General features: G+C 61.1%; 9 protein-coding genes. 1 reads left to right on the top strand and 8 read right to left on the bottom strand.

Annotated elements, in window-relative coordinates; genetic code table 11:
• Positions 1-3: 3 nt before the first annotated feature.
• The 7 genes from IC761_RS19305 to IC761_RS19275 all read right to left on the bottom strand — a co-directional run bounded on the left by IC761_RS19305 (position 4) and on the right by IC761_RS19275 (position 7,177).
• Positions 4-1,302, bottom strand: a complete 1,299-nt coding sequence (locus IC761_RS19305; RefSeq protein WP_195798233.1) for a cytochrome c — start codon at positions 1,300-1,302, stop codon at positions 4-6.
• Between the two features lie 26 nt (positions 1,303-1,328).
• A complete protein-coding gene (locus IC761_RS19300) occupies positions 1,329-1,664 on the bottom strand; it encodes an EthD family reductase (RefSeq protein WP_195798232.1) in 336 nt (111 codons plus the stop codon).
• 197 nt (positions 1,665-1,861) lie between these two features.
• Positions 1,862-2,953 carry a hypothetical protein gene (locus IC761_RS19295; RefSeq protein WP_195798231.1) on the bottom strand — a complete coding sequence of 364 codons (1,092 nt, stop codon included), beginning with the start codon at positions 2,951-2,953 and terminating at the stop codon, positions 1,862-1,864.
• The gene (locus IC761_RS19290) at positions 2,950-4,449 is read right to left on the bottom strand and encodes a DUF4331 family protein (protein ID WP_195798230.1); all 1,500 of its coding nucleotides are present in this window, start codon (positions 4,447-4,449) and stop codon (positions 2,950-2,952) included. The genes IC761_RS19295 and IC761_RS19290 overlap by 4 nt, the downstream gene beginning before the upstream one ends.
• A gap of 12 nt (positions 4,450-4,461) precedes the next feature.
• Positions 4,462-5,829, bottom strand: coding sequence for a Dyp-type peroxidase (locus IC761_RS19285; protein WP_195798229.1), 1,368 nt, complete (start codon positions 5,827-5,829; stop codon positions 4,462-4,464).
• A 67-nt stretch (positions 5,830-5,896) separates the two neighbouring features.
• On the bottom strand, positions 5,897-6,511 hold the full coding sequence (locus tag IC761_RS19280; protein WP_195798228.1) for a hypothetical protein: 615 nt from the start codon (positions 6,509-6,511) through the stop codon (positions 5,897-5,899).
• A gap of 45 nt (positions 6,512-6,556) precedes the next feature.
• Complete coding sequence (locus IC761_RS19275; protein ID WP_195798227.1) at positions 6,557-7,177, bottom strand: hypothetical protein; 621 nt, start codon at positions 7,175-7,177, stop codon at positions 6,557-6,559.
• A gap of 326 nt (positions 7,178-7,503) precedes the next feature.
• Between IC761_RS19275 and IC761_RS19270 the strand changes: the two genes are divergently transcribed.
• On the top strand, positions 7,504-13,893 hold the full coding sequence (locus IC761_RS19270; RefSeq protein WP_195798226.1) for an AAA family ATPase: 6,390 nt from the start codon (positions 7,504-7,506) through the stop codon (positions 13,891-13,893).
• Here the strand turns inward: IC761_RS19270 and IC761_RS19265 are convergent.
• The gene (locus IC761_RS19265; RefSeq protein ID WP_246791278.1) at positions 13,859-14,248 is read right to left on the bottom strand and encodes a response regulator transcription factor; all 390 of its coding nucleotides are present in this window, start codon (positions 14,246-14,248) and stop codon (positions 13,859-13,861) included. The two genes, IC761_RS19270 and IC761_RS19265, sit on opposite strands and share 35 nt — an antisense overlap.
• Positions 14,249-14,599 lie beyond the last annotated feature (351 nt).

Raw genomic sequence — 14,599 nt, 5'->3', positions numbered from 1 at the left:
GGATTAATTGGCTGCGCTGTTGTGACGACGGATCTCTGCGATTTTCGTCGCGAGATCCGGCCAAGGCGGCAAGCTCGTGCGCGTCCGTCGCAGGTAGGCGGCGATGCGGGCAATGTCGGCATCGCTGAGTGCGCCGGCGAAAGCAGGCATGACGACACCTGGAGTTCCCGCTTCGGAGCTGATGCCTTGCAGGATCACCTGGATCAGATTGCTTGGGTCGGAAAGATGCGCGGCGCTGTTGAGCCCCAGATCGGGCCGCGCGGCGAGCGGTGCGTTGGATGCGTTGTAGTGACAGGACGCGCAAGCCGCGGTGTAAAGCCGCGCGTCGGGATCGAACCGCGCGCCCTGCTTGACCAATGCGCTGGACATCGCAAGGCTCACCGCGCCGGAGACGTATGGGAGTCGATCCGTCGCCTTGTCGAGATCCGCGAAATAAGTGGCGAGCGCGCGGATGTCAGAGTCCGGCAGCGCCCCGAGCCCCCGTACAACGGGGAACATCGGTCCGGCGGCGGTTCCATGCAGTTTGCTCGTGCCCGTGCGCAGATAGTTGTAGAGTTCTTCGTGTGTCCAGGGTGCCGGTGCGGGATTGGCCGCCGTTAACGGCGGCGCGACCCAGTTGTCGATCACAGCGCCACCGTAAGCGTTGCTGGATATCTCTGCTCCCAGCAGGTTGCGCGGTGTATGGCAGGCGCCGCAGTGGCTTAAGCCGAGCGCGAGGTAGGCGCCGCGATTCCACTCTGCGCTCTTCTGGGCATCCGGCTCGAAACGGCCCGGCCTGAAGAACAGCAATTTCCATCCGGCCTGCATGTAGCGAATGTTGAACGGAAACGGGATGCCGTTCGCCTTCCGCGCGGCATGAACCAAAGGTCGGGTCATGAAGTAAGCGTAGAGAGCATGCACATCATCGTCGGTGAGTTTTGTGAAATGGTCGTAGGAGAACACTGGAAGGAGATGCGAGCCGTCGCGCGAGACGCCTTCATGCATGGCGCGTCTGAAGGCCGCTTCCGACCAGCTGCCGATGCCGGTCTCCGGATCGGGTGTGATGTTGGTCGAATAGATTGCTCCGAACGGCGTTTCCATCGCATAGCCGCCGGCGAATTTCTCGCCGCCTTTTGCGGTGTGACACGCCGCGCAATAGCCTCCGCCTGCAAGGGCTTCGCCCCTGGCGATCAGTTCCGGTGCAAAGCTGCTCGCAGCCGGCCGCGCGACCGGAGCAATGGCCGGCCGCCACGCCAACGCGCCAAATCCCGCAAGCCCGAGACATCCGAGTGCAACGATCGCGATCAGCAGCTTCTTCAGCACGACGACCTCCCAGGGCCTTCCAGCGTTCAGGGCGCTCGCCCAGCGGAGTTCTCGACCACCACCTCGCTGATCTGGATGATCGGCGTCACGTCGGTGAAATTGCGTATGTCCCCGTCGATCTCTTGGGCATGCGGTGCAAACGCCGACTTGTACTCGTCGAGCGAGTCACACAGCAGATGGCACATGGCGACATATTCGCCCGGAGATTTCCCATTCCTGTCCGCGAGCCCCTTGTCGATGGCGTAGTACTTCAAGGTGGCGCCCATCCTGCTCTTGATGAGCGGCAGGTGCTTCGTGCGGTAATAGTCGTGGTCGAACCGCACATTCGGTTTGTATGAATACATCACGCTGACCTTGATCAATGCTTCCTCCTGCAAATTGTGATGCGGTAACGTCGTGGTGCACGGTTGTGCAACTCGCCTGCGACTGACGCATCATCGCGGGATGAGTGATGACACGAGCTGCGTCTATTGCGTGAGTGAAGACTTCAAAAGACCAGCAAATCGATGCGAAGCGACACGGACCCGCGCCAACGCAAGGGATGGCTTGCGACCAATTGTTAGGTCGGCATTGCCGCGCCGGACGCGTCGTCAAGACTGCTTGCGGATGCGGCTCCATCGGCCATCGCCGCGATGGCATGCGCCTGCTTGACAGCACGGCGTGTGGGACGATTGGCTACATTGATACGCACGAGTTCGAGCGCTCGCCGGCAATTGTTGCCGCTGCCGGCATAGAACTCCGCGGCATGGTCGGCGAAGGCGAGTAGGTGCTTGCCAAGAAGCTGATCGAAGCCATAGCGAGCGGCATCGAGCTGCCTTTCGGCCTCTTCGCGCCTGCCTTGCGCAATCAGCACATCAGCAAGACGCCAACGGACCTCCGGATCGCGGCTCGAAAGCGCTGGCAAGAGCAAAGCCTCTGCGTCGCCGGCGCGGCCCTCGCTCGCGTAGATCTCCGCTAAGTGAACGCGCGCCTTCACGTAGCCCGGCAAGTAAGCTATCGCGCGTCGATACCAGAGCGCCGCTAACTTCGGGTCCGGTAAGGGCGCGAGCTCCCCCCATAGCATGCCAAGCTGAAAGCAGGTCCACGCCAGTGGGTATGGTGAAACATCATCATACGAGGAGATTGCCTGCCGATAGACGGCGTCGGCTTCGGTGAAGCGCTCGAGATCGGCAAGCACGGCGCCGAGAGGTACGAGGTCTTCGAGCCGGTTGCTCGCCGTGGCGAACCCGCGGCGGGCCGCGAGTACCGCATTAGGCTTCACGCCACAGGCCTGATCGATCGCCAGGGCCTGGCGTTCGATCGCCCCGCGAGGGGCGCCCATCTGCGCGGCACGCGCGAGGTGGCCGCGAGCATCGTCGAAGCGATGCGCTGTCGAAGCGACCTCGGCTTGAACGAGGGGCGCGCGAGACGAGTCGTCCGCACGGACGAATTGCACGGCAAGCGCATCCAGACGATCGAGCACATCCGGATCGCCCAAAATTTGCAGTGCCAGCCGCTCAGTATCGACAATTGCTTCGGCCACGCCCGGCAGGCGCGGATCCTGCGCAAAACGTGCCCATGCACCACGGCGCGCACTCTCCAGGTTGATCGCGGCGATGTCTCCGTCGGTTGCCGGTGGAACGAGATGGTCAAGCTCCTCCAACGCGGTCATTTGGCAGCTCCGAAACGTGACTTCAGGCTTTCGAGGCCGGTCTTGAGCAAGGTCGACACCTTGACCTTCATGGCCCTGTCGGTGGCATTGGCGGCTACGAATTGCGCGCGCCAATCGACTATGCTGCCGCTGCCCTTCGGCTTCACCTCAAGTGTGCCCGTATAGTGGGAGACGGCCATCCCGGCGATGTTCGTATAGCGGAGCAACCGCGTGGCGTCGTCGATCGCCTCGAGCCGTTCGATAGTTTGCTGGCCATCGAGCGTCTGGATGGTGCGGAGCTGGCCGATGCCCGCGCCGGTCAAGTTGACTCTTGCGGTCAGGGGATGCCACGTGCCGCCGAACTGTCCGATCAGCGACCATACGTCGGCGGGCGCCGCGGCGAGCTCAACGGATTCAGCAACGGTCTGCAGTTCCGTGTTGGGCGTCGCGAAGTATGGAAAAATGCTCAGGCCAGGCTTCGTCGCCCCGGTTGCACCGCCCAGCAGGAACTCGCGATCGCGATTGACGAGCCAGGTGAGCAGGATATCGATCGAATTCGCGTCGACCGTGCGACCTCCTCCCGTCTGGTAAGGGCGACCGGAAAGCGTGCTCTTCTCGATTTCGAGATGACTTTGGTCGGTGATCGGCTTGGCCGCATCGAACAATAGAAAATCATCGAGAAAGACATTGGCGGTGGCGGCAATCGCTTCCGGTGTCCAATCCGCGTTGCCGTCGAGCATGTCCCAGGTGGCGATGCTGTCCTTCAGTCGCTGAAGAAAAAGTGGCTGCAACTGCTTCGAGATCGCAAAGGGCGCCTGCTGATTCCACAGGTCGCGCAAATCGTCGATTGCCGACATCGCCGGGTTGTTGAGCCGCATGTTTGTCTGCTCGGGGCGTCCGATCCAGTCGATGCGGGCGATTGCAGGACCAAGAAGGCCCCGCTGTTGCGGAGGAACGGTCTCGGCGATAGCGCCGAACAATGAGCCTTTCGCGAGATCGAGGACGCGGCGCGTATCGCACTCGACGACAATGCTGAGCACGTTAGTGTGTTGCAGCAGATTCGGAAGCGTCTTGAGTATGGCGATATCCCAGGCGAGGTAGAAAGGGTCGGAGCGCAGCCCGGCGAACACGCGGATATCACCTTCCGGTGTCGACGCCCCTGTCTCATCGTTCACAGTGAGAGACAGCGCGCGACCGTCGGGTAGCGTGCAGACGCCGCGCTGGATCGCTTTCCCTGCGGCATCCGGTATCAGGACGTCGAACCGGAAACTGAAGCGGATCTCGTCGTCAGCGGGTTGAAACTTCGCGCTGTTGCCAATACCTGCAACGCTCACGTGGCGCACCGCGATCGAGTAGGTGATGATGTTGGAGAACATTGCGTCCTCGCCGGCGGAGGGGAAGACGTTCGCGGCGAGGACGGTGCGCGCCGGATTCTCCGGACTGGTAAACACAAAGAGGTCGGTGAGGTCGGCAGCAGGGTCGCCGATCGACCGCGGACCGTCAACGTGATCGGACATCGTTAGCCTCCTTCACTGGCTCAAGTTTGCGATCCATCGCAGCGCACGTAGTCCCGGCATGAAGCAGTATTCGCCGCCACGGACGGAAACGAAGCTTGGCAATCCGTGTAGGCGCCGCCGAACGGGAGTTCTCGGAATCGTGAAGACGCCATCGCCATCGTTGTTGCCGATGATCGGATCCTGCTCGGTTCCGTGGCTGATAAAATTGCCGTCGGTCACCCACTGCGACTGGATGAACTCGAACTGCCGATGCAGATGCGCGCCGATCAGCAGGAAGACGCCGCCACGCTCGGCGCCGTCATCGTCCAGCACGCCCTCCGGCAAAGGTTGTCCGTAGTTGGTGCCCCGGCGCAGGAAGTGGTGGAGATTGACAGCGACAACCTCGTCCTTCAGGGCATCGCGCGGATTGACGCGACGGATGTGCGCGCTGAACGGGCATTTCAACCCCTTCATGTCGTCTGTGTAGCCGAAATCATTGTTGCGATTTCCGTCCGCGCCCAGCGCCGGATCGTCGCGGTCCGGTGCCAGCACCAGGGGCGCGCCGCTGCGCCATCGGCCCACCATTTTTGCGGCAATCAGCTCCTCTTCCTCCGGCGTCGACGCCTGGGCCCGCAGGTATCGACGGAACGCGGCAACATCCGTGTGAAATTTGCGGATCGCGACGAACGTGCCGTTGCGGCGCAGCTCCAAGGGAATCGGGACATCGGCGGTTTCCCCCCGCTCGTCGGCATAGCCCATGACGAACTCGCCGGCCTTGATCGATGTTTCCGCGCCGGCTCGCGCTGGACCGCTTCCTTCGACGAGAGGATTGTGCAGGCCGTCCCTGAAGCCGAACGGATTGCGTCCTTCCGGCAGTTCGCCGAACTGCATACGGTACACGACCGAAATTTGCTGGAGGTCGTGATGGCTCTTGCGCGCGAGATCCAGGACCTTCTCCAGGTCTTGATCGCTTTTGGCATATATCGCCAGGGCGACGTGCGCGTCCGGTGTGCCGAACGGATGCTCCCAGTTGGCCGGCGCGTTGACACCGAAATCATGCAGGGTCTCGGCGCGCGCCGCCATGCCCTGTCGGAATTCGATCGGAAAACTGTCTAACGACGCCTGCGGTACGCCCAGCGCCTTCATACCCTCGAAGGTGAACGCAATCCCCAGCCAGCCGGGCAGGGATGGCACCCACCATTCGTCAGCCGGCGCGACGTGGGGAAGGATGCGGCGCAGCATTTCCCTTCCTTGCTCTGGGTCGCCGATGCGGAGAATGACGTATTCTCCGCAGTAAGGTTTGGGGCGCGGGCGCAGGACGGTTGCCTGTATGTCGCTCGTTTCGAGCGCCGGCGAGGGCGTCGAAACCGTGTCGCCGACAGGTTTCTCGATGGACAACATGTGAACATCCTTATCTGGGGGGCCGGGTCCATTCCGGACCGGCCCCCGAGCAATCGCCGAGCGTCGGCTATCCAATCTTGTCGAGGAATTCTTCAGCGGCCTTGCCAACGCGCTTCACGCGGTGGACGTCCCGTACCGTCAGATCCGGATGGGCGACGTACCAGGCCTCTGCGGGAATCTGGTACTTAGCGATCCAGTCTTTCACGGAGGGGTCGCGAAACCCGGGAAACTCCTCGAGTTCGGAGAACAGCAGATCCAGCTCGTCGGGAATCTTGGCTGCGAACTCGTCGAGATAGGCGTCCCACGAATCGCCATCGTAGGCGGTGGCGAAGAGCAGCTTGGTGTCATTGTCCAGGAACACATAACGCATATCGTGGACGGTGGGTACCTTCTCCGCGCTGAAGTTGGCTTGCAGCGCCTGCAGCAGGCCGCGAAGTCGCTTCGCTCCGCCTGGCACGAACTTAAAGATCAGGGTGAGCTCCGAGACCTTACCCTGACGAAGGCCGACCCGGCCGGCGCTCTCATATCGCAATCCCCCCGCTAACTGCACCCTCAGCGTTGAGATCGAGTTCTCCAGCGCGGCTTTCCCCACCGGAGAGTCGGCGTAAAGCTGCCGGAGCGTTTGAATCTTCTGGTCGACGGTCTGGTCCTGTTGCGGTTTGCTCAGTGTTTGCGTAGCCATATCAGTTCTCCTTTTCGTGTGTTTGGTTTGGTGTTGCGGTTCGCCTCAACCGATCTTGTCGAGGAATTCCTCAGCGGCCTTGCCGACGCGCTTCACGCGTTGGACGTCCCGTACCGTCAGATCGGGATGGGCGACGTACCAGCCCTCTGCCGTGATTTGGTGATCGGCGATAAAGTCTTTCACCTTCGGGTTGTGAATGCCCGGCCAGCCTTCCCAGCACGAAAAGAGGACGTCCATCTCGTTGGGAATCTTCGCCACGAAGTCCTCAATGTAGACGTCCCAGTCGCCGTCGTAGGCAGTGGCGAAGAGCAGCTTGGTGTCGTTGTCCAGAAACACGAAACGCATGTCGTGGACGGTACCAACCCGGTCCGTGTCGTCGAAGTTGCCGTTGCGCAACTGCAGCAAGGCGCGCAGTCGCGCGGCGCCGCCACTCGCGAAGGGAGCGATCACGGTCAACTCCGAGACCGTGCCCTGGCGCACGCCGGTCCGGCCGGCGCTTTCCATCCGCGATCGCGGCTGCGACGCCGTCGCGGCCAAGTCCTTGAGCGTGTTCTCGAGGGCCGTTTGTGCGAACTGCGGCGCGTCGGTGTAAAGCTGCCGTAGCTGCTGGATCTTGTCTTCGACGGTCTGGTTCTGTTTCGGCGGTGTCAGTGTTTGGGTTGCCATGGTTGTATTGTCCTTTCGATGCTGTTCGGTTCGTGCGTTCCGGAAATACTGCTGGCCTGACCGGCCGATTGACGCACGGCTACGGGTTGAGTTGCGATCGTGGGATGTCTTGCCCGCGATCGGCTTCTAGTTGGCCCGTATGGATTTCCGACGCCAGTGAAGCCCGGCGAATCGCGCCAAATTGACGCGAATAGAAGCGAGCCGGCTGGCATTTCTTGGCCGATCGGGTACGGTTTTGGGGCGGCCAAAAGGAGGCCGCGCTCAAGGCGCACGTCAGGCTTGGCTAGTCGAGCTCAATTTGGAGCTTGAATGCTGGAGGCTCGTAAATGGTGTTGCATTCGCCGAACGTTGCGTACTCGGACGGCGAATCTCATGCCTTGTGGCAGGATGGCGAACGCACCTTTCGCCGCGGCTGGCGAGTGGACGATGAAGGCAAGCGACGCGCCGTGCTGCTCGTTGCTCCTGCCGACCACCACCCATCCCGTGAATGCCTCGATCGCTTTGCTCACGAATACGAGCTCAAGGACGAGCTGGACGCGGCCTGGGCGGCGCGACCGCTGGAACTCGTTCGCGACACCGGTCGGACGATGCTGGTGCTCGACGATGAGGGCGGCGAGCCGATCGAAGGCCTGCTCGGCGCGCCGATGGAGATGGGACAATTCCTGCACATCGCCATCGATGTTGCCATCGCTCTTGGAAGCCTTCACGAGCGTGGGATCATCCATAAGGACATCAAGCCGGCCAACATCCTGCTCAATGGGACAACCGGCGAGGTGCGTCTGACCGGGTTCGGCATCGCCTCACGTTTGTCGCGCGAACGCCAGTCACCTCATCCTCCCGAAATGATCGCCGGCACGTTAGCCTACATGGCGCCGGAGCAGACCGGGCGAATCAATAGGTCAATCGATTCCCGAAGCGATCTCTACGCGCTCGGCGTCACGTTCTACCAAATGCTGACCGGTGCTTTGCCATTCTCGGCCACGGAGCCGATGGAGTGGGTGCACTGCCATCTAGCCAGGCGACCAGTGGCACCTAGCGAGCGGCTCACGGAAATTCCCCGCGCGGTATCGGCAATCACCATGAAGCTGCTCGCGAAGAGGGCGGAAGACCGCTATCAAACAGCGCGTGGCCTCGAACACGACCTTGGTAGCTGCTTGATCGAATGGGAGGCGCAAGGCCGGATTGACGATTTTCCACTCGGTGAACACGACAGGCCCGACTGGCTCGTGATTCCCGAGAAACTCTACGGGCGGCAACGCGAGATTGAGACCTTGCTCGCCGCCTTCGATCGCGTCGTGAATGGCGGCGCCCCGGAACTGGTACTCATTTACGGCTATTCCGGTGTTGGAAAATCGTCGGTTGTCGATGAGTTGCAGCCGATGCTGGGGCGCGGCCTGTTCGCTTCCGGCAAATTCGATCAACTCAAACGCGATATTCCCTACGCGACGCTCGCGCAGGCGCTTCGCAGCCTAATGCGGCCGCTGCTCGGCAAGAACGACGCCGAGCTTGCGCCATGGCGCGGCGCCTTGCAGGAGGCCCTGGCATCAAATGCAGGGCTGATGGTGGAGCTCGTTCCCGAACTGAAGCTTCTCATCGGCGAGCCCCCGCCGGTCGTTGAGGTTCCACCGCAGGACGCCCAACGGCGCTTCCAAATGACGCTTCGGCAGTTGATCGGGGTCTTTGCTCGCGCGGAACATCCCCTAGCGCTGTTCCTCGATGACTTGCAATGGCTCGACGCGGCAACACTCGACTTTTTGGAAGACCTGTTCGACCGGTCCGAACTCCGCAATCTCCTCCTCATCGGTGCCTTCCGCGACAACGAGGTCACGTCAGCTCATCCCCTCAGGCGCAGGCTGGAGGCGATGCGCTCAACCGGAAGGGTGCAGGACGTCAAGCTGGCGCCCTTGACGACCACTGACATCGGAAATCTTGTAGCGGACACGCTCCGCTGCGACGCAGGGCAGGTCGAGCCGCTCGCAGCGTTGGTGCACACGAAGACGGGCGGCAATCCGTTCTTCGTGATTCAATTTCTTCGGGTGCTCGCCGAAGAAGGTCTGCTGATCTTCGACTATGTGCGGGCTCGGTGGTCCTGGGATATGGCAGGTATCCACGCCAAACGATACACAGACAACGTCGTGGAACTGCTGGCTGGAAGGTTGACGCGGTTACCGGTCGGAACGCAAAACGCATTGCGACAGCTCGCTTGCCTCGGCAGTGTGACGGACGTCGCAATCCTCGCGCTAGTTCTTGAAATGCGGGAAGATCAGGCGCACGCCGAATTGGTGGATGCCCTGGATCAGCAATTGATCGTCCGTATCGGGCGCTCCTACAAGTTCGTTCACGACCAGGTGCAGGAAGCGGCTTACGCGCTGAATACGGAAGCGTCGCGCGCCGAGGCGCATTTGAGGATCGGCCGGCGGCTCGTGGCAGAGACGCCTCTAGAAACGCGCAACGAAGCGATCTTCGAAATCGTCAACCAGTTCAACCGCGCCGTGCCGTTGATCACGTCACAGGAGGAACGCGAGCAGCTTGCTGAGCTGAACCTGGCGGCTGGTACGCGTGCGAAAGGGTCGTCGGCCCATGTCTCCGCGCTCACCTATTTCGCCACCGGAGCCGCGCTGTTGCCGGAAAACACGTGGGACCGCCGGCAGGAACTGGCCTTCGAGCTGGAACTGCACACCGCCGAATGTGAAGCGTGTACGGGTGCTTTGCAGGCCGCTGAGGAGAGGTTGGCAGCGCTCGCGGCGCGCACCATCGGCACAGTCCAGCAATGCTTTGTGGCCCGTCGGCGGTTGGGCCTGTACACGATGCTCGGGCAGGGCGAGCGCGCGATTGCGGTGGCGCTCGAATGCTTGCGACGCGTGGGCATCGATTGGCCAGCGCATCCCAGCGAGGTGGTGGCGCGCGGCGAGTACGAGCGCATCTGGTCGCTGCTCGGTGATCGCGCGATCGAGAGTCTCGTTGAGATGCCGTTGATGCACGATCCAGAGGCGCGGGCGACTATGGACTTGCTTGCAGACCTAATGATACCAGCCCTGTACACGGACACCAATCTGGCCGCACTTGGCGTCTGCAGGGCCGCCAGTCTCAGCCTACAACTTGGCAACACCGAGACAGCTCCGGGGAACTATCAATCACTGGCCCTAATAGCCAGCGCTCGCTACGGTGACCACGAGAAGGGCTATCGATTCGGGGAGATGGCGTGCGATCTTCTCGAACGTCGCAGATGGACTCACTTCGGGGCCGGCACGTATTTCGGCTTCGCGACCATAGTCCCGTGGACACGACCGGTCATCGAAGGGATCGATTCGGCCCGTCGCGCCTTCGAGATGGCGAAAGGGCACGGCGACCCGACAATTTCCGCACTCGCTTCCCGAACAGTGACTTCTATTCTTCTTGCCTCGGGTCGTCCGCTCGATCAGGTCGAGATCGAGGCCGACGATGCCTTGGAGTTCTTGCGTCCCTTCGGCTTGTTTCTGGACAGGGTCTCTGCGCCGCTTGCGCTTGTTCGCATGTTGCGAGGAAGGACCGCGAAGTTCGGCTCCCTCGACGATGGCCAGTTCGCCGAGCGCGGTTTCGAGGAGCGCGCGACAGGTCAGCCCGTTAAAGCCTTCCTTGAATGTTATTACTGGCTCCGAAAGCTTCAGGCCCGCTTCTTCGCGGGCGATTTCACGTCTGCGATCGACGCCGCCGACAAGGTTGCGACATGGTACGCGACCTCCCCGTCGCTGTCGCTCTTCATGTTAGAAGAGGAGGAGTACCACTTCTATGCCGCACTGGCTCGCGCCGCGGCGTACGAGCCTTCGGGCTCGCAGTCGTACGCCACGGTTCGAGATACCCTTGCTGGTCACGAGCGATACCTTCGGGCTAGGGTCGCGAATTGTCCGCAGAATTTCGAGGACCGAGCGGCGCTGGTCGGCGCCGAGATTGCCCGTATCGAGGGACACCCGCTCGAAGCTATGGATCTCTACGAGCGCGCAATCGCCTCGGCAAGGGTAAACGGCTTTATTCACAACGAAGCGCTCGCCTACGAACTGGCTGCTCGTTTTTACGCCGCGCGCGGCTTCGACGAAGTAGGGGGTCTGTATCTCGAGAACGCAAGAGATCGCTATTCACGATGGGGAGCTGACGGAAAGGTATGGCAGCTGGAACAACTCCACCCGTGGCTAAGGCAAGGTGAGCGTGCGGCTACTGCAATGGGCACGATCGAAGCCCCGGTCGAACATCTCGATCTCGCGGCGGTCATCGAAGTTTCCCAAGCACTCTCCGGCGAGATCGTCGTGGAGAAGCTCATCGACCGATTTATGCGAGCGGCCATCGAGCAGGCCGGCGCCGAGCGAGCCCTCTTGGTTACCGTACAAGGTGAGGAGCTGCGAACTTCCGCGGAGGCAGTCGTGCTCGGGGACGACGTAACCGTGCAACTGCGACAGCATCCTGCGTGCGATGCAGTAGCATTGCCTGATTCACTCATTCGCTACTCAATACGTACGCGAGATCCCGTGGTGCTCGCTGATGCAATGGCCCAGAACCCGTTTTCTGCCGACCCCTACATCATGGCGCGCCGCGTCCGTTCCATCTTGTGTCTGCCATTGATCAATCAAGGAAGGCTCATCGGCATTCTCTATCTTGAAAATAGCCTGACAACGCACGCCTTTACGCCTGATCGCGTTACGGTGATGAAGGTGCTGGCGTCGCAGGCGGCGATTTCGCTGGAGAATACGCAAGCCGTACGAGCGCTCAAGCAAAGTGAGACGCGCTATCAGAATCTTTTCCAAGCGATGGCGGTGTCGTTCTTCGAACTAGATTACACCGACGGCAGGCAAATATTGCGCGCGTTGAGAGATGCGGGAGTCCACGATTTCAGGGCCCACCTCAAGGAAAACCCACATCTGGCCCGTGAGATCAAGCGCGCGACGCGTATCGTCGATGTCAATGACCAGGCGGTCGCGTTGTTCGGGAGAGGAAACAAGGAGGAATTGCTCACGAGCGTCGGGGTGTTCTGGCCGGACGAAAGCCTCGATGATTATGTAGAAGCGGTCGTAGCTACCGTTGAGCGCAACGATAAGTTCTCGACCGAGACACGCGTGCGCAGGCTCGATGGCACCCTCTTCGATGCGCAGGTCACGCTGCGGTATGCAACCGAAGACAAGACCAGGGGCCTTGCCGGCATCATTGACATCACCGAGCGCAAGCGCGCCGAGAACGCATTGCGCCAGAGCGAGGAACGGTTCCGCGACTTCGCCGAGGCCGCGTCCGACTGGCTTTGGGAGATGGGGCCGGACCACAAATTGACGATGCTGAGCCCGAATGCATTCGGCTCCAGCCCTTCGGCTCGGCTTGGCACCGCAGCCTGGGAGCGCGCGCTCGATCTTGAAACCGAACCGGAGAAGTGGCTGAAGATCCAGGCCACGATGGATTCACACGAGCCGTTCCGCGACTTCGTTTATCTCGCCGCTGGCTTTGACGGTTCCCCGATGTATGTGAGGGCCAATGGCAAACCGGTGTTTGGCGCCGACGGCGAATTCCTCGGCTATCGCGGCGTCGGTACGGACGCGACAGCAATCATTCGCGCGCAGGACGCGCTGCGTGAAAGTGAGCTCCGTTTGCGCTCGGCCATCGACGGGATACCTGGTCTCGTTGGAGTCTTGGCCCCGAACGGCGAAGTCGAGGCCGTTAATCGCCAAATTCTCGAGTATTGCGGGCAGTCGCTGGAAGAGCTGAGGAACTGGGGTACCAATGGAACGGTCCATCATGAAGACCTTCCACACGTCGCCGAAGTATTCACGAAATCGATCGTTTCCGGGATTCCTTACCGGATCGAGCAGCGCCTGCGTCGCTTCGACGGCCAGTATCGGTGGTTCGACAACCGCGGCATCCCGGTTCGCGACGACTCCGGGCTTATCGTCCGCTGGTACGTGCTGCTGACGGACATTGAAGATCGCAACCAGGCGTTGGCACGATTGCAGCAGATGCAGGCGGATTTCGCCCGCATGAACCGTGTGAGCGTCATGGGAGAATTGGCCGCCTCGCTGTCGCACGAGATCACGCAACCGATCGCCAGCGCGCGCAACAACGCTCGGGCGGCCCAGAACTTCATGCAAATGCAGCCGCCGGATTTGGACGAGGTGAGGGAGGCGCTCGCCTGCGTCGTCGGCGATACCGACCGGGCCCGAGATATCATCGACCGCATTCGTGATCACATTAAAAAAGCGCCGCCGCGAAAGGAGCATTTCGACCTTAGCGCGGCAATCCATGAGGTCATCGTGTTGGCGCGAAGCCTGACCAACCGGAATGGCGTTTCTGTCCAGACCCGGCTGTCGGATCGACTGGCTCCGGTTCTGGGAGATCGCGTTCAGTTGCAACAAGTCTTGCTGAACCTTATCCTGAACGCGGCCGAGGCAATGAGTTTGGTTGAGGACGGCGCGAGAGATCTGTTGATCAGCACCGAGCAAGACCAGGCGGGCGTGCGCGTGACCGTGCGCGATACTGGTCCTGGCATTGATTCGGCGAAGCTCGATCGGGTCTTCGACGCCTTCTACACAACGAAGTCCAGTGGAACCGGCATGGGGCTGTCGATCTGCCGCTCGATCATCGATGCTCATGGCGGCAAGCTGTGGGCGGAAGCCAATGAGCCTCACGGCGCTGTCTTTCACTTCACCTTGCCCGCGGTCGAAGCAGAGTTCACGACTCCTCTTCGGGCGAACCCGCCGACTTGAGAGCATCGCGCACACATTGCGTGAGATGCGCCTCATCCACGGGCTTCCGCAGGTAGCACACGACTCCATCGTTTAAGGCGCGAGCCCGATCGATGTCATTGGGAAAGGCAGTCACAAGGATTGTCGGAATCGCCTGGTCCGTATCGATAAGCCGTCGGTGAAGTTCGTATCCGGTCATGGCAGGCATTTGGACATCGGTGATCAGGCAGGCGGTTTCGGCAAGTCGCGGCGAGGCAAGAAAATCGGCTGCAGACGGGAAAATGTCGGCCGTGTAGCCCAGCGATCTCATGAGCCTGCACATGGACTCACGAAAGAACCGATCATCATCGACGACCGAAACCAGTAACTTTTTCATCATGCCCGCCTATGGCCATTAGCAGGACCCGTGCGGACAGCCTATGCCGACGCACCGCCTGGAATTGCTCAATTGAACGAGAATGCCACCGCTGCGCCACCTGTGCCCCGTAAATTTTGGCTTATATCGATCGGCAGTTTCCCGCTCTCCGAGCCTCAGCTTTGACCGCCACGAAACGCAGACAGTGGATCATTGCCAGCCGACCTCAGGCACTAGGTGCCGGGGCGCTATAAACTTTCTTATCATCTGCACGCACCTTTTGGATGCTAGACGTCGACCTGCGCTCCATTGAGCCGGTGATCGCGATCGTCTTTGATGCACGCATCGGAATTCTCACGCTCACGTGAGCCA

Origin of the sequence: Bradyrhizobium commune (assembly GCF_015624505.1) — a bacterium.
Taxonomy (GTDB): Bacteria; Pseudomonadota; Alphaproteobacteria; order Rhizobiales; family Xanthobacteraceae; genus Bradyrhizobium; species Bradyrhizobium commune.
This window is presented reverse-complemented; position numbering and strand designations above follow the sequence as displayed.